The 22,060-nt window shown below is 62.3% G+C and carries 24 protein-coding genes; 9 read left to right on the top strand and 15 right to left on the bottom strand.

What is annotated here, in order from left to right; all coding sequences use genetic code 11:
* Positions 1-38: 38 nt before the first annotated feature.
* Positions 39-1,025 carry an NADPH:quinone oxidoreductase family protein gene (locus tag AC07PZ_RS20335; RefSeq protein WP_495296938.1) on the bottom strand — a complete coding sequence of 329 codons (987 nt, stop codon included), beginning with the start codon at positions 1,023-1,025 and terminating at the stop codon, positions 39-41.
* Positions 1,026-1,148: 123 nt separating this feature from the next.
* Here AC07PZ_RS20335 and surE point away from each other — a divergent pair, with 123 nt between their 5' ends.
* From surE to rlmD, 4 genes are all read left to right on the top strand, one after another.
* Positions 1,149-1,913, top strand: coding sequence for a 5'/3'-nucleotidase SurE (gene surE / locus AC07PZ_RS20330; protein ID WP_495296937.1), 765 nt, complete (start codon positions 1,149-1,151; stop codon positions 1,911-1,913).
* Positions 1,914-1,977: 64 nt separating this feature from the next.
* A complete protein-coding gene (locus AC07PZ_RS20325; protein WP_495296936.1) occupies positions 1,978-2,751 on the top strand; it encodes a protein-L-isoaspartate(D-aspartate) O-methyltransferase in 774 nt (257 codons plus the stop codon).
* A gap of 11 nt (positions 2,752-2,762) precedes the next feature.
* The gene (locus AC07PZ_RS20320) at positions 2,763-3,635 is read left to right on the top strand and encodes a peptidoglycan DD-metalloendopeptidase family protein (RefSeq protein ID WP_495297092.1); all 873 of its coding nucleotides are present in this window, start codon (positions 2,763-2,765) and stop codon (positions 3,633-3,635) included.
* A 56-nt stretch (positions 3,636-3,691) separates the two neighbouring features.
* Positions 3,692-5,125: a 23S rRNA (uracil(1939)-C(5))-methyltransferase RlmD gene (gene rlmD / locus AC07PZ_RS20315; protein WP_495296935.1), complete on the top strand. Its 1,434-nt coding sequence runs from the start codon at positions 3,692-3,694 to the stop codon at positions 5,123-5,125.
* 55 nt (positions 5,126-5,180) lie between these two features.
* On the opposite strand, the gene AC07PZ_RS20310 is transcribed toward rlmD, so the two are convergent.
* A complete protein-coding gene (locus AC07PZ_RS20310) occupies positions 5,181-5,882 on the bottom strand; it encodes a Bax inhibitor-1/YccA family protein (protein ID WP_495296934.1) in 702 nt (233 codons plus the stop codon).
* A 162-nt stretch (positions 5,883-6,044) separates the two neighbouring features.
* On the opposite strand from AC07PZ_RS20310, the gene AC07PZ_RS20305 reads away from it, so the two are divergent.
* Positions 6,045-6,452 carry a GlcG/HbpS family heme-binding protein gene (locus AC07PZ_RS20305; RefSeq protein ID WP_495296933.1) on the top strand — a complete coding sequence of 136 codons (408 nt, stop codon included), beginning with the start codon at positions 6,045-6,047 and terminating at the stop codon, positions 6,450-6,452.
* A gap of 168 nt (positions 6,453-6,620) precedes the next feature.
* Here the strand turns inward: AC07PZ_RS20305 and hemP are convergent, their stop codons facing one another.
* The 13 genes from hemP to bfr all read right to left on the bottom strand — a co-directional run bounded on the left by hemP (position 6,621) and on the right by bfr (position 17,865).
* Positions 6,621-6,836, bottom strand: a complete 216-nt coding sequence (gene hemP / locus AC07PZ_RS20300; RefSeq protein WP_495296932.1) for a hemin uptake protein HemP — start codon at positions 6,834-6,836, stop codon at positions 6,621-6,623.
* Positions 6,837-6,930: 94 nt separating this feature from the next.
* Positions 6,931-7,344 carry an ExbD/TolR family protein gene (locus AC07PZ_RS20295; protein WP_495296931.1) on the bottom strand — a complete coding sequence of 138 codons (414 nt, stop codon included), beginning with the start codon at positions 7,342-7,344 and terminating at the stop codon, positions 6,931-6,933.
* Positions 7,345-7,349: 5 nt separating this feature from the next.
* Complete coding sequence (locus tag AC07PZ_RS20290) at positions 7,350-8,066, bottom strand: MotA/TolQ/ExbB proton channel family protein (RefSeq protein WP_495296930.1); 717 nt, start codon at positions 8,064-8,066, stop codon at positions 7,350-7,352.
* A gap of 20 nt (positions 8,067-8,086) precedes the next feature.
* Positions 8,087-8,785, bottom strand: coding sequence for an energy transducer TonB (locus tag AC07PZ_RS20285; protein WP_495296929.1), 699 nt, complete (start codon positions 8,783-8,785; stop codon positions 8,087-8,089).
* A 100-nt stretch (positions 8,786-8,885) separates the two neighbouring features.
* Complete coding sequence (locus AC07PZ_RS20280) at positions 8,886-9,155, bottom strand: (2Fe-2S)-binding protein (RefSeq protein ID WP_495297091.1); 270 nt, start codon at positions 9,153-9,155, stop codon at positions 8,886-8,888.
* Between the two features lie 102 nt (positions 9,156-9,257).
* Entirely contained in the window at positions 9,258-9,938 is a 681-nt protein-coding gene (locus AC07PZ_RS20275; RefSeq protein WP_495297090.1) for a Fe2+-dependent dioxygenase, read from the bottom strand.
* Between the two features lie 86 nt (positions 9,939-10,024).
* A complete protein-coding gene (locus AC07PZ_RS20270; protein WP_495296928.1) occupies positions 10,025-12,391 on the bottom strand; it encodes a catecholate siderophore receptor Fiu in 2,367 nt (788 codons plus the stop codon).
* A 313-nt stretch (positions 12,392-12,704) separates the two neighbouring features.
* Entirely contained in the window at positions 12,705-14,054 is a 1,350-nt protein-coding gene (locus AC07PZ_RS20265; protein ID WP_495296927.1) for a sulfite reductase subunit alpha, read from the bottom strand.
* 66 nt (positions 14,055-14,120) lie between these two features.
* Positions 14,121-15,125, bottom strand: coding sequence for an FAD:protein FMN transferase (locus tag AC07PZ_RS20260; RefSeq protein WP_495296926.1), 1,005 nt, complete (start codon positions 15,123-15,125; stop codon positions 14,121-14,123).
* Between the two features lie 22 nt (positions 15,126-15,147).
* Positions 15,148-15,954 carry a DUF4198 domain-containing protein gene (locus AC07PZ_RS20255; protein ID WP_495296925.1) on the bottom strand — a complete coding sequence of 269 codons (807 nt, stop codon included), beginning with the start codon at positions 15,952-15,954 and terminating at the stop codon, positions 15,148-15,150.
* Between the two features lie 40 nt (positions 15,955-15,994).
* A complete protein-coding gene (locus AC07PZ_RS20250) occupies positions 15,995-16,528 on the bottom strand; it encodes a DUF2271 domain-containing protein (protein WP_495296924.1) in 534 nt (177 codons plus the stop codon).
* 25 nt (positions 16,529-16,553) lie between these two features.
* A complete protein-coding gene (locus tag AC07PZ_RS20245) occupies positions 16,554-17,201 on the bottom strand; it encodes a PepSY-associated TM helix domain-containing protein (protein ID WP_495296923.1) in 648 nt (215 codons plus the stop codon).
* A gap of 187 nt (positions 17,202-17,388) precedes the next feature.
* Positions 17,389-17,865 (bottom strand): bacterioferritin, encoded by a 477-nt coding sequence (bfr, locus tag AC07PZ_RS20240; RefSeq protein WP_495296922.1) that lies wholly within the window; start codon positions 17,863-17,865, stop codon positions 17,389-17,391.
* 257 nt (positions 17,866-18,122) lie between these two features.
* Between bfr and ahpC the strand changes: the two genes are divergently transcribed.
* From ahpC to AC07PZ_RS20220, 4 genes are all read left to right on the top strand, one after another.
* Positions 18,123-18,686 (top strand): alkyl hydroperoxide reductase subunit C, encoded by a 564-nt coding sequence (gene ahpC, locus AC07PZ_RS20235; RefSeq protein ID WP_495296921.1) that lies wholly within the window; start codon positions 18,123-18,125, stop codon positions 18,684-18,686.
* A gap of 82 nt (positions 18,687-18,768) precedes the next feature.
* Complete coding sequence (gene ahpF, locus AC07PZ_RS20230; RefSeq protein ID WP_495296920.1) at positions 18,769-20,361, top strand: alkyl hydroperoxide reductase subunit F; 1,593 nt, start codon at positions 18,769-18,771, stop codon at positions 20,359-20,361.
* Positions 20,362-20,599: 238 nt separating this feature from the next.
* Complete coding sequence (locus AC07PZ_RS20225; protein ID WP_495296919.1) at positions 20,600-21,670, top strand: hemin-degrading factor; 1,071 nt, start codon at positions 20,600-20,602, stop codon at positions 21,668-21,670.
* The gene (locus tag AC07PZ_RS20220; protein ID WP_495296918.1) at positions 21,667-22,044 is read left to right on the top strand and encodes a VOC family protein; all 378 of its coding nucleotides are present in this window, start codon (positions 21,667-21,669) and stop codon (positions 22,042-22,044) included. The genes AC07PZ_RS20225 and AC07PZ_RS20220 overlap by 4 nt, the downstream gene beginning before the upstream one ends.
* Positions 22,045-22,060 lie beyond the last annotated feature (16 nt).

Raw genomic sequence — 22,060 nt, 5'->3', positions numbered from 1 at the left:
GGGCTTTTTCATGTGAAGAGAATTCGGTCAGGTGGCGCTCAGTTGGTCATGACCAATTTCCCCTTCACGCCACGCGAACCCATGTGGGCATAGGCTGCTTTCAGCTGGCTCATCGGCATCGTGCTGTCGATTACGGGTTTGATCTTTCCCTGGGCATACGACGCAACCAATTCCGCCATCATTGCGGCATTGGCCTTCGGTTCTCGGCGTGCAAAATCGCCCCAAAATACACCGACCAGAGACGCTCCTTTTAGCAGTGTCAGATTCAATGGGAGTGATGGAATGGGGCCAGCCGCAAATCCAACGACGAGGTAGCGGCCGCGCCATGCGATCGAGCGGAACGCCGGCTCTGCAAAGTCCCCGCCGACCGGGTCATAGATCACGTCCGGTCCCTTGCCTCCGGTTGCTGTCTTGATGGCATCGCGAAATCCGCCGGGCAGCGCATGCGTTGTGTAGTTGATCGTCTCATCGGCGCCGATCGATCGGCAGAGTTCGCATTTCTCATCCGTCGAAGCTGCGGCGATGACCCTGGCGCCCGCAGCCTTGGCGATCTGGATTGCGGCAGTGCCGACGCCGCCGGCCGCGCCGAGCACCAGGACGGTCTCGCCGGCTTTCAGCTGCGCCCGGTCCATCAATGCATGCCACGACGTCGCGTAGATCATGATGAAGGCGGCAGCGTCCACATGGCTGAATCCGTCCGGCAGCGGTATGCACAGCGCAGCAGGTGCCAATGTGTGCGTCGCAAAGCCGCCCGTGCCGGAAAGACAGGCAACGCTCTGGCCCACTTGCAGATGCTTGACTCCCTCGCCCACTGCCTGGACGGTGCCGGCGTATTCCGAGCCGGGCACGAAGGGGAGTGCGGGCTTCATCTGATACTTGTTCTGCACGATCAGCAGATCCGGAAAGTTCAGGCTCGCCGCCTTGATCTCGATCAGCACCTCTCCGGGGCCTGGTTGGGGCGTGGGCAACTCTTTCCAGGTCAGCGCGTCAACGCCAGTCGGGGTTTCACAAAGCCAGGCATGCATGCCGATGTCTCCTTCAGGTGCGGTGGGGGTCGGTGAATGCGGGCATGATAGGTGGCGCGCCAGAGTGCCCTTGTCCCTGCGGCGACCGCTGCAACCTACAATTCCGCGCACTCCAAGACATCCATGAAGATACTCATTTCCAACGACGACGGTTTTCAGGCTCCGGGCATCGTGGCCCTCTATGAGGCACTCAAGGATCTGCCAGATGTCGACGTCGAGGTGGTTGCTCCGGAGCACAACAACAGTGCCAAGTCCAACGCGCTGACGCTGGCGGCTCCGCTCTACGTGCATCGGGCGCACAACGGCTTTCGCTACGTGACCGGAACTCCGGCCGACTGTGTTCACATCGCCTTGAAGGGCCTTCTGGGCTACCGTCCCGATCTGGTCGTCTCCGGCATCAACAACGGCGCCAACATGGGCGACGACACGATCTATTCCGGCACGGTCGGTGCAGCCATGGAGGCGTATCTGTTCGGTATTCCCGCGATCGCTTTTTCTCAGATTGAAAAGGGCTGGGCACACGTCGATGCCGCTGGCCAGGTGGCACGGCGATTGGTAGAGCAGGTTCGGCGCGAGCGGATGCTGGAAGGAGCACCCTGGCTCCTCAATGTGAATGTGCCCAACAGGCCCTTTGGCGAACTCAAACCCGTCAAGGTCTGCCGACTCGGGCGGCGCCATGCGGCGGAGAAGGTCATTACCCAGGACAGTCCACGCGGCGAGACGATGTATTGGATCGCTGGCGCCGGTGGTGCCAAGGACAGTGGCGAGGGGACGGATTTCCACGCGACGGCGGCTGGCCACGTGTCTCTCACGCCGCTGCAGATCGACTTGACGGACCATGCCAACCTTGGCCAATGGCGCGACTCGGTGGCGCGATTGGCGGGATAAGCATGAGCTTGCGCCTGCGCCCATTGATGCCGGTGCCGCCGAGCGCGGATGCTGTGAAGATCTGATGGTGACGCAACGCCCCGGCTTCCCCATACGGCTCACGCCCACGGCATCTGCTGCGACACGCGGACGGATGCCCGCGGCACCCGCGAGGCCGACGTTGCCGGCAACGCCCTCCATGGCCTCCGATGCGATCCGTGCGCGCATGGTCCAGCGTCTTGCCGGGCAGGGCATCGGCGATGCGCGGGTCCTGCGCGCGATGATGGCGGTCGAGCGCCACCTCTTCGTCGATAGCGCACTGGTGAATCAAGCCTATGAAGACACGAGCCTGCCTATCGGTTTCGGGCAGACCATTTCCAAGCCGAACGTGGTTGCGCGAATGGTCGAGTTGCTGCTGGGTGCGTCGGCTCTGACAGGGCAGCCCGATGGACGCCTGGGCCGCATACTCGAGGTCGGGACGGGGTGCGGTTACCAGGCGACGGTGCTGAGCCATGTGGCCAGCGAGGTCTACAGCATTGAGCGGCTGCGTGGCTTGCACGAGCGCGCCCGTACCAACATACGGCCGCTTCGTCTGGCAACCGTTCATCTTCTCTTTGGCGATGGCATGGTGGGCTATGCCAAGGGCGGCCCGTATGCGGGCATCATTGCTGCGGCCGGAGGCGAAGCGGTGCCGCAAGCCTGGATCGACCAGCTTGCCGTTGGTGGCCGGATCGTCGCGCCGACACAGTCCGCGAGTGGCGGGCAGGTGCTGGTCGTGATCGACAAGATGCCCGCCGGGGTCCAGCGTCGTGTGCTGGAGGCGGTTCATTTTGTCCCCCTAAAATCGGGAATTGCTTGAAGGAAGAATACATGCAGGGTTTTGGCAATCGGGGCTGGCTTGCTGGCGTAACGCTGGTTTCGGTCCTGGCGCTGGCAGCTTGTACGGCACCGCCGCGCGTTCCGGCGCCGGTCGAGGATCGCGCATCGACCATCATGACGCCGTCCACAGCGGCAGGGGTGCCGCCGATCACCACCGACGCCTCCGGCAAGCCGCTGCCGGGTATCGAGAATTACGGAAAACCCGGCTATTACGCCGTACGCCCCGGCGACACGCTGCGCCGTATCGGCGCAGAGACGGGTCAGAGTTGGCAGAACATCGTTCGCTGGAACAACCTCGAGAACCCGGACCGTATCGAGGTCGGGCAGGTGTTGCGCGTGATTCCGCCATCGGCGACTGCAGAGTCTTCGGGTGCAGTGACGCGGCCGGTATTGCCGCCCGCCGTCGTCGTGCCGGGCAACAACGGCTCGACGGCGTCGGTTCCTCCCCCTGTGCCTTCGACCGCTGCCAAAGCACCGGCGGCAACAGGCGGGGATGAAGACGTGGGCTGGATCTGGCCTGCCAGTGGTTCATTGATCGCGGGCTTTGACGAGGCCAAGAACAAGGGGCTGGACATTGGCGGCAAGGCCGGCGACGCCGTGCTCGCTGCGGCCGATGGCCGCGTTGTCTATGCCGGTGCCGGCTTGCGCGGTTACGGCAATCTGATCATCCTGAAGCACAACAACACTTACCTGACTGCGTATGCGCACAACCAAGCGCTGTTGGTCAAGGAAGATCAGTCGGTGCAGCGAGGCCAGAAGATTGCCGAAATGGGCAACAGCGACGCAGATCGGGTCAAGCTCCACTTCGAGATCCGGCGGCAGGGTAAGCCAGTCGACCCCGCACGTTATCTGCCGACGCGGTAGGCACCGATCCGTTGCTTGGCGCTTGGTCGGGCTTGCCAGCCTGAGACAATCGCCGCATGACGGATACGACAGAAAAAAAAGGGGTGACCCACCCGAGCGATGAATGGCTGAACGTCGAGTCGCTTGATCTCGACGCCCAAGGCGTTGCACACAAGGCGGACGGCATGGTCGTCTTCATCGAAGGCGCATTGCCTTTCGAGGAAGTGCAGCTCAACGTTCATCGCAAGAAGAACAACTGGGCACAGGGAACTGTGACCGCCATCCGGCGCGAATCGTCGCAGCGCGTTCGGCCAGGTTGCCCGCATTTCGGATTGCATACAGGCGCTTGCGGCGGCTGCAAGATGCAGCATCTGGATGCGTCGGCACAGGTCGCGGTCAAGCAACGCGCATTGGAAGACAACCTGTGGCACCTCGGCAAGGTTCGTGCGGAAACCATGCTGCGCCCGTTGGCCGGGCCGTCCTGGCATTACCGCTACCGTGCCCGGCTTTCGGTGCGCTATGTGGTGAAGAAGGGCACGGTGCTCATCGGCTTCCATGAGCGCAAGAGTCGCTATCTTGCGGACATGACGGTCTGCCCCGTGCTTCCTGCACGGATCAGCGACATGCTGGTACCGCTGCGTGAACTCATTGCGTCGCTGGATGCTCGCGATACGTGTCCCCAGATCGAGCTCGCCTGCGGTGATGCCCCGGGTAGCACCCAGCTCGGAACAATCGCGCTCGTGCTGCGCCATCTCGTGCCGGTGTCGAAGAGCGATGCCGACCGGCTGCGTGCTTTTGCGGCCGTGCATGAAGGTGTGCAGTGGTGGCTGCAGGCCAAGGGACCGGAGACCGTGAAGTTGCTCGATGAGGGCGGCATGCCGCTGTCTTACGAGCTGCCTGAATTCGGCGTCACCATGCCGTTCAAGCCGACGGACTTCACGCAAGTGAATCCGCACATCAATCGGGCGCTGGTCGGTCGGGCGCTGCGCTTGCTGGACGTACAGCCTCACGAGCGTGTGATCGACTGGTTCTGTGGCTTGGGCAATTTCACGCTGCCTCTGGCAACGCGCGCGCGCGAGGTGCTGGGCATAGAAGGTAGCGACACGCTGGTGGCGCGGGCGGGTGACAACTTCCTCCGCAACCAGCCTGCTACGTCGTCACGCGGTGCGTTGTCGAATGCGAGCTTCGTCGCCCGTAACCTGTTCGACATGACGCCAGCCATGCTGGTCGCGGATGGCGCGGCAGACAAATGGCTTGTCGACCCGCCGCGGGAAGGCGCTTTCGCCTTGGCGAAGGCACTCGCCGACATCCATCAGCAGGTCGAGTCCCATGAAGGCAGCTGGACGCCGCCAAAGCGCATCGTCTATGTCAGCTGCAACCCGTCGACGCTGGCACGCGATGCCGGATTGCTGGTGCACCAGGCCGGCTATCGATGCACGTTCGCGGGGGTGGTCAACATGTTTCCGCACACGGCACATGTCGAATCGATCGCGGTGTTCGACCGGATATGAAAAAAGGCCCCGAAGGGCCTTTTTTCTTGCGTGCCACTCGGGCCCGACCAGTTGATCAATCCCGTTCGCCACCCATGATGCCGAGCAACGCGAGCAGGCTCTGGAACACATTGAACAGATCGAGATAAAGGGCCAGCGTTGCACTGATGTAGTTCGTCTCGCCGCCGTCGATGATCTGCTTCAGGTCATAGAGCATGTAGGCAGAAAAAATGCCGATGGCTGCGACCGAGATGGCCAGCATGCCCGCGCTGGAGCCGACGAATATGTTGATGATTCCGCCAACCATCAGGACCATCGCGCCGACGAACAGCCATTTGCCCATGCCGGACAGGTCGCGTTTGATGACGGTGGCAAGCGATGCCATCACGAAGAAAACACCTGCCGTGCCGCCGAACGCCGTCATGATCAGCTCTGAGCCGTTCTTGAAGCCCAGCACCATCGCGATCAGGCGCGAGAGCATCAGCCCCATGAAGAAAGTGAAGCCCAGCAGCACGGGGATGCCGGTTGCGGAGTTCTTTGTTTTCTCGATGGCGAACATGAAACCGAACGCACCGCCCATGAAGACGATCAGGCCAAGGCCGCCCGACAGAGAGCGTGTGATGCCGGTGGACACGCCCAGCCACGCGCCAAGTACCGTGGGAACCAGGCTCAACGCAAGGAGCCAGTAGGTGTTGCGCAGGACGCGCTGGCGCTCCGCCTGCGGCAGCGTCTGGCCGTAGCCGACGGAAGTGTCGAGGGTAGTGACGCGGTCGTTCATTGCTGAAACTCCTGGGGGTTGACTGCAACACTGCAGATCGAAGCATTCTAGGATGCGGCTTCACGGTTGGTCACAAAAGCTCGCCGTCTATGTGCCTACATCATGTGTGGGCTCTACCCGTGCCTGGCGGTATGCTCGACGGCTCATCAAATCAACCTGACCATGAAGACCAAATCCTTCCTCGAACTTGCAGACGTCAAGGCCATCGCGGCAGCGGCGGAAGCAGAGGCACTCAAGAACAATTGGGCCGTGACGATCGCTATCGCCGACGACGCCGGACATCTGCTGTGGCTGCAGCGGTTGGATGGAGCGGCGGCACTGTCGTCCCACATTGCCCCCGCCAAGGCGCACACGGCCGCCCTCGGACGGCGCGAGAGCAAGGTCTATGAGGACATCATCAATGGCGGACGAATCGCCTTCCTTACGGCGCCCCTCGTCGAGGGAATGCTCGAGGGCGGAGTGCCGATCCTGAAAGACGGGCACGTGATCGGTGCCGTGGGCGTGAGTGGCGTGAAGTCCAGCGAGGATGCACAGATCGCCAAGGCAGGTATTGCAGCGATCGGCCTCTGAAATAGATGCAAAGCAAAACGCCGACCTCGAGGTCGGCGTTTTCTTGAGCGATCAGCGTGGAAAAAAAGCTTGGCTAGTCGGCGAACCGTTGGCTAGCAAAAAACGACCCTTCGGAGAATGATCTCCTGGAGTCGCCCCACGATGAAACTTGCACAGTGGCTGCGATCCTTATTTCGTCAGGATCAGCTTGCCGAGTTTGGTGGCCTGAAGCCGATAGAGCGAGCCGTTGTGAAGGATGGCGACGGTCTTGCTGCCCCGCAGAAGATCGGCGCTTTCCAGCAGATGCGCAGGACGCGCGCCACTTTGTGTCGAGGCCTGGCCGCCACCGGAATGGTCGAGCGAAGGGTGGTTCAGCACCAAGGTGGCGGAGGGATTGCGTTGCATCTGGAGTTCCTTTCTCGAAACGATGAGCGAATGATAATGATTCGCAATTAAAAGTCAATCGTCGCGATCAATCTTTTTTGCGAACCACCGTTGCTCACTTTGCGTCGGGCTCGGTGATGAATCCAATCTTGCGCACGCCGGCCTCGCGTGCTGCCGACATGGCCTGTGCCACCCGCTCATAGCGAACGGCCTTGTCCCCGCGGATGTGCAGTTCAGGCTGCGGATCCTTCGCCGCCTCGGCCGCCAATAGCGGTTTGAGCGCCGTGTCGTCGATCTTGTTTTCGTTCCAGTAATAGCTGCCGTCGGCAGCTACCGTGAACAGGATGTTCTGTGGTTTGTTGACCTCCGGCTCGCTGGTGGCCTGAGGCAGATCGATGTTCACCGCGTGCTTCATCACCGGCACGGTGATGATGAAGATGATGAGAAGCACAAGCATGACGTCGACCAGTGGCGTCATGTTGATTTCATTCATCACCTCATCCGGTTCGTCTTGTGTTCCGAATGCCATGGTGTTCAGCCCTTCTTGAGCGGCACGACGATCGGCGTTTCACTGCCGCTCTGAACGCGGGCGCCGGTGACGAAGTAAGCATGCAGGTCGTGCGCGAAACTGTTGAGCTTGTTCAGCACGAACTTGTTGCCGCGCACGAGGGTGTTGTAGCCCAGCACGGCGGGGATTGCGACCGCCAGGCCCAGCGCCGTCATGATCAGTGCTTCCCCGATGGGGCCCGCCACCTTGTCGATGGTGGCCTGACCGACCGTGCTGATGCTCATCAGCGCGTGATAGATGCCCCACACCGTGCCGAACAGACCGATGAACGGCGCGGTCGATCCGACCGAGGCGAGCACGGCGAGGCCGTTCTGCAGGCGTGCGGTGAACTCGTCGATGCCGTTGCGCAATGCACGCGTGATCCAGTCGCTGACGTCGAGCGAGTCGTGCAGGTGTGCCTTGGTGTTGCGATGGTGCGCAGCCGCCTCGCGACCTTCGAGCGCCAGTCCCCGGAAGGGATTGGTCTCGTCCTTGCCCAATTTGTTGAGTGCCGTCGCGAAATCTTCGCTGTGCCAGAAATCCTGCGAGTGCCGTGCGAGGCGCTTGTACTTGATGACGTCGAGCGCCTTGATGAAGATGACGATCCATGATGCGAGCGACATGCCGACCAGAATCACGGCGACTGCCTTGGTGACGAAGTCGCCCTGACTCCATACATTCATCAGGCCAAAGTGGGAATCCATACGAACAGCTCCAGAGAAAATTAGTTGAGAACCCAGTTGATCGGTACGTTGAACTCCATCGGTTCAACGACCCCATTTCTTTTGCCAGGCACATAACGCCAGCTCATGACGGCTGTGCGCGCGGCCTCATCGAGCCGCTCGTAGCCGCTCGATGTGCGAATGCTTGCCTGCTTGGGCAGACCGTCGATCCCGATCAGCACGCGCACCACTGTCTTGCCTTGTTCGCCGAGCCGCTTGCTCATGGCCGGATAAACAGGTTTCGGGTTCTGCAGGTAATCCGCATCGCTGCTCGGAAGCTGCACGCTGGGCGGCGCCGGTGGAGCCGGCGGCGGGGCAGGAGGAGCGGGCGGTGCTGGTGGTGCGGGCGGCGCCAGTGGTGGCGCTGGCGGCTGCGGCTCGAGCACGCCGGTCGGCGCGTCCGGCGCCGGTGCGGGTGTGCGGATGGCCATCGGCCGTGGAGGCGGGGGCGTCCTGATTTCCTTGGGCCGCGGCGCGGGCGGCGGCGGTGGAGGGGGCGGAGGCGGTTCCTTTGGCTTGGGCGGTTCCACGAACTCGCTCAGTATCTCGACAGGAACAACGACTTCGGCGGCTTTTCGAATCAGGCCGCTTTGCAGTGCCCACAGAGCTGCTACGTGAAAAAGAACCACACCGCCCGCAATGAGGGCATTGCGGGATAACCCCAGTGCGTAACTGGGAGGCGAAGAGAAGCGCTCAGACACGGTCCACCATTCGGGATATGGGTGCGCCGAACGCACCCCGATTCAGCACAAACCGCTGCTTATTTGCGAAAGATCCACCAGACGGAGCCGGCGACGAAAATCAGGCTGCCAGCGAGTGCCGAGAAGAGTTCCATGCGCTGCTTTCCTGAATGGAAGTGGCAAGCTGGATAGTCCTCGCGTCGTCGCGATGAAGCGCGGCGACGGGGTGGGACGCACTGCATTGCGCGACGACCTCGCGTGCGCAACCTTCGCATCGACCACACTGTGTGGCCACGCCAAGCTCAAATTGCACCTCGTCAAAGGTCATGCCGGCACGCGCATGGCGCGCAATCTCCCGGTCCGACACTCGGCGGCAAACGCAAACGATCATGGGAGTGAAGGCGCTTTGGCTGGCTGTTTGAAGAAGCTTCATTATAAATACGAATTTGTCGCATTTGCAATCGCTATCGATTCTTCGGCCTGCCATCAGCCTCTAGATCTCGGACCACATCCGCAAAAGATTGTGATAGTGACCCGTCAGCGCAACGGTTTCCTCCGTTTCGCCCAATCGCGTGCGCAGCTTCTGTATCGACTGATCGAGTTCGAACAGCAGGCCGCGCTGATGGTTGTCACGCACCATGCTTTGCAGCCAGAAAAAAGAGCAGACACGTGCGCCGCGCGTCACAGGGGTCACCCGGTGCAGGCTGGTCGATGGGTAGAGGATCAGATCACCCGCCGGGAGCTTGACTTCGTGGACGCCGTAGGTGTCGACCACTTCCAGTTCTCCGCCGTCGTATTCCTCGGGATCGCAGAGGAACAGCGTACATGACAGGTCCGTGCGGAGCTGTGCACCGGTCCCTGGAACACTGCGCACCGAGCCGTCGATGTGCAGACCGTAATGTTCGCCCCCTTCGTAGCGATTGAACAACGGCGGTACGTAGCGCAGTGGCAACGCAGCAGAAAAGAAAAGCGGGTGGCGGGCCAGGGCTGCAAGCACGGAACGGCCGAGTTCCTGGCTGACCGGGGATTGTTCCGGCAACTGCCGATTGCGCTTCACCTTGGCACCCTGGTCACCGACGGTCTCCCGGCCGTCTACCCATTCGGTGGCGTCGAGGGCTCGGCGCAACTGCTGGACCTGTGCGGCGCTCAGGACTTCGGGAACATGCAACATCATTTTCAAGGGCCTTCACAATGAAAAAAGCCCCGGCAGCGCCGGGGCTCGAGTGTCGCACCGCCGTCAGCGGTACGTCTTGATGGAGATCAGAACGCGAAGTTCGCAGTGATCCGTGCCGAGCGGGGCGTGCCGGGGGTGTAACGGTAGCCGCTCTTGTTGATTGCGGCCACGTAGTCCTTGTCGAACACGTTGTACAGATTGAACTGGAGGTCGAGGTTCTTGTTGATCCGGTAGGACGCCATGGCGTCGACCACCCAATAGGAGTCGACATACGCCGGCGTGCCGACTGCGCCATCGGTGCCGCGGTGCAGCTTGCCGTTGAAGCGGGCGCCCGCGCCGATCGTCAGGCCGAAGGGCAGTACGTAGGTGGTCCAGGACGTGAACGCACTCTTCGGCGTGTAAGCAAGCGCCGTGCTGCCATCGGCCAGAACCACCGGACCGCTCTTGACCTTGGTGTCCATCGTCGTGAAGCCTGCGCTCACGCCCCATGCGTCGGTGATCGCGCCAGCCGCGCCGAGTTCGATACCCTGCACCTGCTTCTTACCAGTCTGGTAGTAGAGACTCGATGCGGTGTCCTGCACCACTTCGTTGCTCACTTGCGTGCGGTAGAGCGCTGCGGTCAGTGCCACGCGCTTGTTCAGCACGTCCCACTTGGTGCCGATCTCATAGGTCTTGGCCTTTTGCGGCAGATAGTTCGTGTTGGCCGCGCTGTTGGCCGCCGAACTCAGTGCGAAGTTGGCGCCGCCCGGAGGCTGAGCGGCTGTGCCGTAAGCGGCGTAGATGCTTGCGTTGTCGACGGGCTTGTAAACCACGCCCAGCTTGCCGGTGAAGAGGTTGTCCGAGGTCTTCAGATCCGTCACGGCGATGGTGCGGGTCTGAGCCGCACCGGTGCCGGCCAACGTCAGGGCGGTGGCGTTGTAGTCGGTGTTGTAGTGCTCGAAGCGGATGCCACCCGTGATCTGCCACTGCTCGTTGAGCTTGGCCGTGTCGAAGATGTACAGGCCGACGGTGTCGGTGCTGCCGTCCGAACCCGTGCCGTTCGGGATGCGGTTGTAGCCGGTCACGTTCGGGTTCGGGTTGTAGAGGTTGGCGGCCGGCCAGGAGCCGGCGGCTGCGTAGGTCGTGCCGACCGTGGCAAATCCTGGGGCGTAGAAGTTCTCGTTGGTCTGCTCTTCGTGGCTGAACTCGACGCCAGCGCTGATGGTGTGGCTCACACTGCCCGTATTGACCTTGGCTTGCACATTGGTCTGGTTGATGAAGACCTTGTTGACCTGGTCCTTGTTGGTCGGCGAGTTGCGGGTGATCGTCCAGCCCGAGGGATCCGACGCCGACGGCGTGGTGAGCGAAGCCGCGCTTGCGGCCGGTGCGGCGCCGGTCGCCGTAAGACCGGCGGCCATGAACGACGTCAGCATGTAGTCTTGCGACGTCTTCGCATAGCGCGTGGTGTTGCGCAACGTCACGTCCGGCGTGATGTCGTGTTCGATGCGCACCGTCAGCATGTCCGTCGTCACCTTGTCGAAGTCGGAGCTGGTGCCATAGAAGTTGCTCGAGTCAACGCGCGCGGCCGAGTCCAGGAAGGTCCGGCGGCGGCTGCCGAGAGCCAGCGGATCCGGGTTCGTGTAGCCGGGCAGGCCGATGGTCGGAACACCGCCATCAGGCACGTTGTCCTGCTTGACGTGCAGGTAGTCGATGTACGTACGGGTCGGGGTGTTGAGGCCCAGGGCGAGCGACGGTGCGATCGCCGTACGCTTGTTCTTCACATAGTCGCGGCCGTCGACGCCAGCGTCCTGCGCCACTGCGTTCAGACGGAACGCCGCACCCACGCCGTTCTCGCCGCTCAACGACTTGTTCCAGTCGATGCTGCCGCGCTTGTAGTCGGCCGTGCCGAATCCGATCGAGCCGCTGAAGCTGTCTTCCAGCTTGGGCTTCTTGGTGATCATGTTGATGTAGCCCGTCGGCGACGTACGGCCGACGTCCGTGCCGGCGGGGCCCTTGACCACTTCAACTTGCTCGATATTGAACACGTCGCGCGAGATCGAGCCGATGTCGCGGATGCCGTCCACGAAGATGCTGCTGGAGCTGTCGAAGCCACGCATGTAGATCGCGTCGCCGGTGCTGGTGCTGCCGTTTTCACCGAGGTAGAACGCACTGGCGCCGGGCGTGTTGCGCAGCGCTTCGGTCAGCGTCGTCGCACCTTGCTCGCGAATGATCTGCTCCTTGATCACGGCGATGGTTTGCGGTGTGTCGACCAATGGCGCAGTGAACTTCGGATTCGCAGACGTATCGGCCTTGTAGTCGCTGGCGGTGCCGGAGTCCTGCACGCGGACTTCCTTCAGCGTGTTGGTTTGTGCGCCCACAGGAAGTGCAAGCACCATCAGGGTGGCGGCTGCCACGCTGCTCAAGGGAGGGACGGCACGCGCCACGGCGTGCTTGCGGCTTTTGATGTAGGCCATGAAATCTTCCGAGTTGTTTGGGAATTGTTTTGGACTTGAACTCGACTGGCGGGTCCGGCGCCGGGCAGAGAGGCCGGTCAGGATTGGCTTGTTGAGGCCTCCGGGGCGCGACGCCGCGGAAATGCATGCAAATGATAATAACTATCAATACCTTTGGTCACACGCGCTGCCTGAGTTCACCAAAATTTCCACCAGATGTTGCGGTACAGCAACTGTCGGACGACGCCGGGTCGCATTGCCGGCGCAATGCGACAGCCGGAAGCGGCTCAGGTGCTAGGTGGTGGCCGTCGCGGGGTCGATGCCCCGGAGGCGCTTAATAGACGTCGCGGTGATAGCGGCCGTTGCCGATCAGCTCACGCACGAGCGCGTCGCCAGCGATCTGGCGCAGAGCGGCATCCACGCCGCTGGCCATTCCTTGGAGGCTGCCGCACACATAGATGGCGGCATCGCGCGCCAGCCAGGACTGAAGCTCGTCGGCAGCCTGCAGCAGCCGATGCTGCACGTAGATCGGCTCCTGCTGGTCGCGCGAGAACACCATGTCGAGTCGTTGCAATACGCCCATGGCTTGCCATGCTTCGAGTTCGCTGCGGCAGAAGTAGTCGTGCGTTGCCTGGCGCTCGCCGAAGATCAGCCAGTTCTGATGCTGGCGCATGGCCGCTCGCGCGCGGAGATGGCCGCGCAAACCCGCCAGGCCGGTTCCGTTGCCGATCAGAATCAACGGTCGCTCGAGATTCCCGTCAAGGCGGAAATTGCGGTGGGCCCGCACACGCAGTGACACCGAGTCACCAAGCGCCAGCGTCGACGTGAGCAGACCGGACGCCGCGCCGAGCGTGCCGTCGGGATGACGCTCCTGCCGCACCAGCAGTTGGACTTCTCCATCCGAAGGAATGGATGCGATGGAATAGTCGCGCGGGCGCTTCGGGTCGCTGTTGAGGGCCACCTGTACGAGATCACCCGACTGCCAGGTCGCTTTGGCGCCAGATACGGGCCGCAGACCCAGGTGATAGACAGGCCCGCCCTGGCTGCCTGGGTTGAGCAGTTCACGGCGAACGAGCTGCCAGGCGGCATAAGTCGCGTCATCCTTGCCTTCGTCGTTCGAGGTGGATGTGCTTTCACTGCCCCATTGGGCATGCCAGCGGGCAAGCGCAGCAGGATCGCCGTTGTCGACTTCGATACGAGGTTCCGAGGCGAGCGCACCGCTGGCCTGCAGCCATTCGTCGAGCGCGCGGCCGAAGCCGCAGAACTGCGCATATTGGCGATCGCCAAGTGCCAGCACCGCGTAGTGCAGCGAAGGCAACTGCATTGGTTCGCCCATCAACTGCTCGGCGAAGAGGCTGGCATCGTCCGGGGCGTCGCCTTCACCATAGGTGCTGACGATGAAGAGCGCGTGCTTTGCCGCACTCAGCGTTGGCGCATCGAGTTCGTTCAGCGGCATCACGCGGACCGGCGCGCCGGTGGCATGCAGAGCCCGTGCGGTTTGCCAGGCGATGGATTCCGCCTGCCCGGTCTGGCTGGCGAAAGCCACCAGGACGGCTGGCTTGTCGCCAGCGCCAGCGAGAGCAGCTGCCGCGTTCGCGGTCGCGGACCGCCGACGGCGTTCGCGCAGATAAATGGCCAGGCACAGCGCGATGTAGGCGAGCACCACGAGGCCAGCCGCCAGCATGCGGAAGTAAGGCTCAGTCATCGTGTCGATCGCGAGAGGTTACTACTTGAATGGGCGCGCGTGGCGTCACGCCGACAAGGCGCGCCAGGTCTGGGTCGCGAGGACTTGCTGGGTTTCACCATTGCGGCGCACGAAAACCGCCGCGATTCGATGACGCTCCGCGAACGCGGGCCCTTCCGTTGCGCCAAGCACCATGAGCGCAGTGGCGAGCGCGTCCGCATGCATGCATTGCGGATGAAGCACGCTGACGGACGCCAATGTTGCGGACAACGGTTCACCGCTGCGTGGGTCGATGGTGTGCGACCAGCGGCGCCCGCTCTGCTCGTGGACATGCCATCGATCGCCCGAGGTGGCGATGGACATTCCATTCAACGCCACCGGCGGCAATGCGTCGTCGACGACATCGATGCGAACACGCCATGCTTGCCCGCCCGGTCGAACGCCGATGCCGCGCAGCTCGCCGCCGATCTCGACCAGAAAATTGCACAGGCCCAGCGCGAGCAGAGCCTCGACGACCTTGTCGACGGCAAAGCCCTTGGCCACGCCCGAAAAATCGAGAGACAAGCCGCCGGGCTGGGTGATCGTGCGCGCGTCCGGGTCGAAGGCGAGTCGTTCCCGCCCTGTGCGCGATCTCGCGTCAGCCAGCGCTGCAGGAGTCGGCTCCGCGGAGATGACGCTGGCGTGCGCGCCAAAACCCCACAGCGCCACCAGCGAGCCGATGGTGGGATCGATGGCACCACCGCTGGCCTCGGCCCATTGCAGCGCGCAGGCCAGTACTTGCGCGAAGTCCTTCGGCAGGACGTGCCGGCTGCCTGCAGGTGCCTGGTTGTAGCGGCTGATGTCCGATGTGGCTTCCCAGGTGCTCATCTGGTCGATCACTTCGCGCAGCGCCTCGTTGATCGCTGCAAGCACGGTGTCGTGCGCGCGCATCGCCGGGTTGTCGAAGACCAGCGACCAGGTCGTCCCCATCGTGCGACCGGCCAGCTTCTGCAAGCGGCTGGGGTCCGCCGGCCGAGGGATGGCCGTGTTCGCATAGCCACCGGCGCGCCAGGTGGCGAAAGAGGGGCGCACCGGTGCAACTCCGATCAGGCGATCAGGGCAGCACTTGCAGCGTCGCTGCGTAGCTCAGGCGCCGCTCCTTGGCCTGCGGCAAGGTGGTCTTGTTGTCCTTCGTGTTGGCGTCGAGGTAGTACATGCCTGCCACAGGCCACGTCACGCTGAACTGGCCCTTGTCGTCGGTCTTGAGCTTCAGTTCCGCCAGGGCGTCCCGGTATTGCGTGTCGCCCTGCGTCACGGTGACTTCGAGGTCCTTGGCGGCCTGGCCGTCGACCAGCAGGGTGAACGTTGCCTTTTCGCCCTTCACCAGGTCCGTCGGGCTGCCGGTCGACACCAACTCCAGGCCCTGGCCGATCGGCTTGAGTGCCGAAGGCTTGCCCATCGTCACGAAGGTCTCGATGCGACCCGACGACTGCGTGATGACCACATCGGTCGCGTCGGCAGGAATCTCCTTGCCGATCGTCTCTGGCGTGCCGCGTGCGCGCTTCTGCTGGCCGGTGGCTTTGTCCTTCCAGCTGGCAAATGCGCCGCCGTTGATCACGGCGATACGGTAGGTGCCTGGCTGCGCGATGCTCAGGTCGAAGACGCTGCGCTGCTTCAGCTTGGCTTCGGACTCGGCTTTCACCGCGGTGCCATCCGGAGCGGTGATCTGCAGGCCATCGAGGCGCAGGGCAGCGTGATTGGCCACGAACAGATCGTTCGAAACAGCGGCATCGACGGTGATCGTGTCGGCCTTCGACAGCACCGTGGTCGACGGCAGGATCCAGGCGTTGTGCGCGTGAGCGGTGCCCAGGGCGGCAATGAGGGCGGTTGCAAGCGCGGCGGTACGGATGGAAAGTTTCATGGCGGACTCCTGTGAGTGGATTCGATGGGCGGGGCGGTGGTCAGGGCTTGAAATCGAGCTTGATCTCGCCGAGCTCGTTGCTGCCTGTGGCGGTGGCTTGCGCCGCACCGGTCGGCGGCCATTGGAAGGGCACGGTCACCACTTCGCGGCCGCCTGCCTCGCGCGCCGCTTCGACGACGAACTTGTAGGCGCCAGGTGCGAGTTTCGGCAGCGCTGCCGTGCCTTCCGTCAGGTTGATCTGATGCTTGCCGACCGGCTTGGTGGCGCCACTGATGCCGTCGATCGGCATCTGCAGCTCTCGGCCGGTACGGCGCCACCACTGGCGCAGATCCTTGAGCCACTTGGTGCCTTCACCTTCAGGATTGTTGGTACGGGTGCGGATGTCATACCAGACGGCGACCGTGCTGGCGACAGAGTTGTCGGCGCGTTCGATCCAGGCCGCCACATAAGGACGGTGGTATTCCGCTCCGCTGAGGCGTGGCACCTCGATGCTCACGCCCACGCCAGCCGAAAATGCCGGGGCGCCGAACAGGGCGGCGAGCGCCGGGATTGCGAGCGAATAACGAACTTGCACGAAGAGACCTCTTTCTGATTGGTGATTAGTGGATGAAGAGCAGGGCCAGCAGGACCGGGATCACCAGTCCCATGCCGACCATCGGCCAGGTGAAGGGTCGGTTGCCCGCATGCATCTTGAGAATGAAGAGACCGGTGATCGAGAAGATCATGGCCGCGGCTGCAAAGACATCGATGAACCAGCTCCACGCGGTGCCGGCGTTGCGGCCCTTGTGCAGGTCGTTGAGATACGAGATCCAGCCGCGGTCGGTGCGCTCGTACTCGATCTCGCCGTCACCCAAATTCAGCCGCAGCCATGCATCGCCCCCCGGCCGCGGCAGGGAGAGGTAGATCTCGTCGTCCGACCATTCGGCGTCGCGCCCGGCCGTATCGATGGCCCAGTGGGTCTTTACCCAGGTTTGCAGTTCCGTCGACAAGGGTGCGTGCCCCTTTTGCTGGGACTTCACCGCAGGCTGTTGCTTTTCCAGTTGTGCGCGCAGGGCGTCATCGATGGTTGCGCGCAGATTGGTCGTGACGGGTTTGGCTTCGATCTGCCCCGCGTGATTCAGCGTGAAGCCAGTCACGCTGAACAAGATCATGCCGATCAAACAGATGGCGGAACTGACCCAATGCCACTCGTGCAGAGTTTTCAGCCAGTAGGCACGTCGGCGGTTGTCGGTGGAGGTGGCGGTCATCGGCGCCGCAGATTCTAGCGGCTCGAATGAGAATGAATGTTATTTGTAGTCTTGTGGATGCCGTGTCAATAGCTTCTGAAAGACTTGCAAGAGCTCGCGTCGATGCTCCTGAATCGATAGCGTGTGAAGTTCGGTAAAGAAAAAAAAGGCCCTCATGGGGCCCTTCTGAATTGTCGACGTGTGCCGCTCAGGCGAGTTCGCCCATTTGGGACTGCTGGTAATTTTGCAGGCCGACCTTGTCGATCAGGTCGATCTGTGTTTCCAGGAAATCGATGTGTTCCTCCGTGTCGTCGAGGATCTTCTGCAGCAGTTCGCGTGACACGTAGTCGCGCACCGTCTCGCAATGCGCGATGCCGGCCTTGATGGTGGCTTGTGCGCCGTATTCAGTCTTCAAGTCGCAGGCGAGCAGTTCAGGCACGTCTTCGCCGACATTGAGCTTGGCGAGATCCTGCAGGTTGGGCAGGCCATCCAGCATGAAGATGCGGTCCATGAGCCAGTCCGCGTGCTTCATCTCGCCGATCGACTCTTCGTATTCTTTCTTCGCCAGCTTGTCGAGCCCCCAGTGCTTGAGCATCCGGTAGTGCAGGAAATACTGGTTGATCGCAGTCAGCTCGTTCTTCAGCTGAGCCTGCAGATGTTCGATGACTTGGGGGTCGCCCTTCATGATTGTTGTCCTCTTCTGAAACCACGATTGTCCGAGGGCGAAAGGGGTCTTTGCAAGCAAACCCATGCCCTGCCGGTCTGCATGCGGCTGAGGGTGATAGGCGTTCGTGTTTGGTTATGTCAGAAGCATGTCACGAAGGGGCGCTGACATAGGCCGGTGCAATACATTGAATAGTTTATGACTATTGATTTGAGTGAATCGGTAGTTATACTAGCTGCTCGCACTTTTTATCCACCTGCACCGCCAAGGAAAACACCATGTCCGTGATCAATACCGAAATCAAGCCCTTCAAGGCAACCGCCTACAAGGATGGCAAATTCGTCGACGTGTCGGATGCCGATGCCAAGGGCAAGTGGTCCGTCTTCTTCTTCTACCCCGCCGACTTCACGTTCGTGTGCCCGACCGAACTGGGCGATGTGGCTGACCACTACGCCGAGTTCCAGAAGCTGGGCGTGGAGATCTTCTCCGTGTCGACCGACACCCACTTCACGCACAAGGCCTGGCACGATTCGTCGGAAACGATCGGCAAGATCAAGTACACGATGATCGGCGACCCGACCCTGGCGATCAGCCGCAATTTCGAAGTCCTGCGCGAAGATCAGGGCCTCGCCAACCGCGGCACCTTCATCGTCGACCCGCAAGGCGTGATCCAGGCGCTGGAAATCACCGCTGAAGGCATTGGCCGCGATGCCAGCGACCTGCTGCGCAAGGTCAAGGCGGCTCAGTACGTCGCTTCGCACCCCGGTGAAGTCTGCCCCGCCAAGTGGGAAGAAGGCGCTGCCACGCTGAAGCCGTCGTTCGACCTCGTCGGCAAGATCTAAGCGCTCCTTTGCGCCCAAGCCCGGGCGCTTCGGCTCCCGGGCTTTTTTGTTCCTCCCCGTATTTCAGGAAAGTGAGTCCGCCATGCTCGACGCAGCCACCAAAGCCCAACTCAAGAGTTACCTCGAACGCGCCACGCAGCCGATCGAAATCGTCGCTTCGCTCGACGACAGCAAGGCTTCGGGTGAACTGCAGTCGCTGCTGAAGGACGTCGCGGAGGCGTCGCCGCTCATCAAGCTCACCGAGAGCCGCGACGATGAGCATCGCAAGCCCTCGTTCTCCGTCAACCGGCCAAGCGAGAACCACGGGCCGCGCTTCGCCGGCCTGCCGATGGGCCATGAATTCACGTCGTTGATCCTGGCGCTGCTTCAGATCGGCGGCTACCCGCCGAAGGTCGAACAGGCGATCCTCGAGCAGATCCGCGCACTCGATGGCGACTTCGAGTTCGAGGTCTATGTTTCGCTGACCTGCCACAACTGCCCTGACGTCGTACAGGCGCTGAACCTGATGGCAGTGCAGAACCCGCGCATTCGCACCACGATGATCGAGGGCGGCACCTTCCAGGACGAAGTCAAGGAACGCCAGGTGATGGCCGTGCCGACCGTGTTCCTGAACGGCACCGAGTTCGGCCAGGGCCGCATGAGCCTGGAAGAAATCCTCGCAAAGATCGATACCAGCGGCGTCGAGCGCGAGGCGAAGAAGATCGATGGCAAGGCACCGTTCGACGTGCTGATCGTCGGTGGTGGTCCGGCTGGTGCGGCGGCGGCGGTCTATGCGGCCCGCAAGGGCATTCGCACCGGTGTGGCATCGGAGCGCTTCGGCGGCCAGGTGCTCGACACCATGGGCATCGAGAACTTCATCTCCATCAAGGAGACCGAAGGGCCCAAGTTCGCGCATGCGCTGGAAGAGCACGTTCGCAACTACGACGTGGACATCATGAATCTGCAGCGCGCCAAGGCATTGATTCCGCAAGGCGGCGCGGATGGCGATCTGATCGAGGTGCAGCTCGAAAGCGGTGCAACACTGAAGAGCCGTTCAGTCGTGATTTCCACGGGCGCGCGCTGGCGCAACGTCAACGTTCCAGGCGAGCAGGAATACAAGAACAAGGGCGTGGCCTATTGCCCGCACTGCGACGGTCCGCTGTTCAAGGGCAAGCGCGTGGCTGTCATCGGTGGCGGTAATTCGGGCGTCGAAGCGGCGATCGATCTGGCGGGCATCGTGGGCCACGTCACGCTGATCGAGTTCGACAAGCAACTGCGTGCCGACGCGGTTCTGCAGCGCAAGTTGGGCAGCCTGAAGAACGTCGCCGTTCACTTGAACGCGCAGACGACGGAAATCACCGGCGACGGGCAGAAGGTGAATGGCCTGGTGTTCAAGGATCGGGTGAGCGGTGACAGCCACACCGTGCCGTTGGATGGTGTGTTCGTGCAGATCGGGCTGGTTCCGAACACTGACTGGCTGAAGGGCGTCGTCGAGTTGTCGAAGCACGGCGAGATCGTGGTCGACTCGCGCGGTCAGACCTCGGTGCCTGGCGTGTTTGCCGCGGGTGACGCGACCACGGTGCCGTTCAAGCAGATCATCATCGCCGCAGGCGACGGCGCGAAGGCCGCGCTGGGCGCGTTCGATCATCTGATCCGCACGTCGGCACCGGAAGAAAAGGTGCTGGCCACGGTCTGATCGGCGCTTTCAAATGAGAGCGGTTCTCATATAATCCGTGGACTCGGGCACGCCGTCCGAGTCCACGCCAGCCAGGCTACGCGCACCATGCGCCGTCCAGCAAGCAGTTCACTCACTGTTTTCCCGGATGTCCAGTGGCCAGCCTCTCTTCCCTTCTTCTTGACCGATCTGCGCTGTCGTGCACGCGCGGTCTGATTGCCAGCGCTTGCGTGCATGTTCCTTTCCAAGGAGCGACACGATGAACGCAAGTGAAATCCGCACCGCCTTTGCGGCGCTGCGTACGCAGGGCAAACGCCACAAGGATGCCGCCGAGGCCTTGGGCTTGAGCGAAGGCGCCGCTGTCGCCGCGCACGCTGATGCGCACGACGGCGCACTCCAAGCGACGCCGCTGCGCGCCCCGTGGATCGATCTGCTGCAAGCCCTGGAGCTTTGCGGGCCGCTGCTGGCGCTGACCCGCAACGCGTCGACGGTGCATGAGAAAACTGGCGTCTATCAGAAAGTGTCGGGCAGCGGCCCCATGGGGCTCGCGCTGGGTGAAGACATCGATCTGCGTCTTTTCTTCAGCCAGTGGCATGCGGGTTTCGCCGTGGAAGAGGCGGCGGCCAATGCGGGCAATCCGTCGTCGCTGAGCCTTCAGTTCTTCGATGCGGCTGGGCTGGCCGTGCACAAGATCTTCGCGCGCGACGCGACCGACCGCGGTGCGCTCCAGTCGGTGATCAGCGCCCATGCCGATACGTCGCTGCGCGCCGTCTTTGGCGCGACGTCAGCCAAGGCACTGCCAAGGCCCGATGCTGCGATCGATGCGGCCGGTCTCAATACAGCCTGGAGCGCAATGCAGGACACCCACGAATTCTTCGGTCTGCTGAAGAAATTCGAGGTCGAGCGGCAACAAAGCTTCCGGCTGGCCGAAGGTCGCTTCACGCGGCGCGTGGCGCCGTCGGCATTGCGCGAACTTCTGAACGAGGCTGCGTTCGATGGCACGCCCATCATGGTGTTCGTCGGCAGTCCGGGCTGCATCCAGATCCACACCGGGCCGGTGATGCGCATCGAGCCCATGGAAATTCATGGGGCGCAGTGGCTCAACGTGCTCGATCCTGGCTTCAACCTGCACTTGCGAGAGGATTGGATCGATACGGTGTGGGTGGTCGAGAAGCCGACGAGCGATGGCGTGGTGACTTCTGTCGAGGCCTTCGACGGCGAAGGCAACGTGATGGCGATGTTCTTCGGTGCACGCAAGCCAGGGGCGCCCGAGCTCGAAGCGTGGCGCGCCATCGTGCGCAAGCTCTCGCCGATCGAGTTGCCGGCATGAGCAATCTGAAGACGGTCGAGATCAAGGCGTTCGTCCCTGCGAAGGACTTCACGCGCTCCAAGCAGTTCTATCAGGAGCTCGGGTTCACCATGGCCTGGGATGGCGGCAACCTGGCGTACTTCCATCACGGGCAGACCAGCTTCCTGCTTCAGGATTTCTATGAGCAGGCGCTGGCCGAGAACCTGATGATGCATCTGCTGGTGGAAGACGTACACGCCTGGTGGGCTGCCGTCGTTGCGAGCGGCGTGATCGAGCGCTATGCATTGCGCTCCGTGCCGCCGCAATTGCAGCCTTGGGGAATGACCGACTTCGTTCTGATCGATCCCAGCGGGGTTCTCTGGCGCATCGCGCAGAACGAGCCCGCGCAGCCTTGATCTTCACCTTGCCTTT

Source organism: Variovorax sp. GW821-FHT10B04 (assembly GCF_059415645.1).
This window is presented reverse-complemented; position numbering and strand designations above follow the sequence as displayed.

Coding starts and splice junctions, on each gene's coding strand:
- AC07PZ_RS20220 (WP_495296918.1), top strand. CDS start 21,667: ATGAGCAATCTGAAGACGGTCGAGATCAAGGCGTTCGTCCCTGCGAAG.
- surE (WP_495296937.1), top strand. CDS start 1,149: ATGAAGATACTCATTTCCAACGACGACGGTTTTCAGGCTCCGGGCATC.
- ahpC (WP_495296921.1), top strand. CDS start 18,123: ATGTCCGTGATCAATACCGAAATCAAGCCCTTCAAGGCAACCGCCTAC.
- hemP (WP_495296932.1), bottom strand. CDS start 6,836: ATGCAACGCAATCCCTCCGCCACCTTGGTGCTGAACCACCCTTCGCTC.
- AC07PZ_RS20295 (WP_495296931.1), bottom strand. CDS start 7,344: ATGGCATTCGGAACACAAGACGAACCGGATGAGGTGATGAATGAAATC.
- AC07PZ_RS20225 (WP_495296919.1), top strand. CDS start 20,600: ATGAACGCAAGTGAAATCCGCACCGCCTTTGCGGCGCTGCGTACGCAG.
- AC07PZ_RS20275 (WP_495297090.1), bottom strand. CDS start 9,938: ATGATGTTGCATGTTCCCGAAGTCCTGAGCGCCGCACAGGTCCAGCAG.
- rlmD (WP_495296935.1), top strand. CDS start 3,692: ATGACGGATACGACAGAAAAAAAAGGGGTGACCCACCCGAGCGATGAA.
- AC07PZ_RS20305 (WP_495296933.1), top strand. CDS start 6,045: ATGAAGACCAAATCCTTCCTCGAACTTGCAGACGTCAAGGCCATCGCG.
- AC07PZ_RS20310 (WP_495296934.1), bottom strand. CDS start 5,882: ATGAACGACCGCGTCACTACCCTCGACACTTCCGTCGGCTACGGCCAG.
- AC07PZ_RS20245 (WP_495296923.1), bottom strand. CDS start 17,201: ATGACCGCCACCTCCACCGACAACCGCCGACGTGCCTACTGGCTGAAA.
- bfr (WP_495296922.1), bottom strand. CDS start 17,865: ATGAAGGGCGACCCCCAAGTCATCGAACATCTGCAGGCTCAGCTGAAG.
- AC07PZ_RS20335 (WP_495296938.1), bottom strand. CDS start 1,025: ATGCATGCCTGGCTTTGTGAAACCCCGACTGGCGTTGACGCGCTGACC.
- ahpF (WP_495296920.1), top strand. CDS start 18,769: ATGCTCGACGCAGCCACCAAAGCCCAACTCAAGAGTTACCTCGAACGC.
- AC07PZ_RS20290 (WP_495296930.1), bottom strand. CDS start 8,066: ATGGATTCCCACTTTGGCCTGATGAATGTATGGAGTCAGGGCGACTTC.
- AC07PZ_RS20255 (WP_495296925.1), bottom strand. CDS start 15,954: ATGAAACTTTCCATCCGTACCGCCGCGCTTGCAACCGCCCTCATTGCC.
- AC07PZ_RS20280 (WP_495297091.1), bottom strand. CDS start 9,155: ATGATCGTTTGCGTTTGCCGCCGAGTGTCGGACCGGGAGATTGCGCGC.
- AC07PZ_RS20320 (WP_495297092.1), top strand. CDS start 2,763: ATGCAGGGTTTTGGCAATCGGGGCTGGCTTGCTGGCGTAACGCTGGTT.
- AC07PZ_RS20270 (WP_495296928.1), bottom strand. CDS start 12,391: ATGGCCTACATCAAAAGCCGCAAGCACGCCGTGGCGCGTGCCGTCCCT.
- AC07PZ_RS20325 (WP_495296936.1), top strand. CDS start 1,978: ATGGTGACGCAACGCCCCGGCTTCCCCATACGGCTCACGCCCACGGCA.
- AC07PZ_RS20265 (WP_495296927.1), bottom strand. CDS start 14,054: ATGCTGGCGGCTGGCCTCGTGGTGCTCGCCTACATCGCGCTGTGCCTG.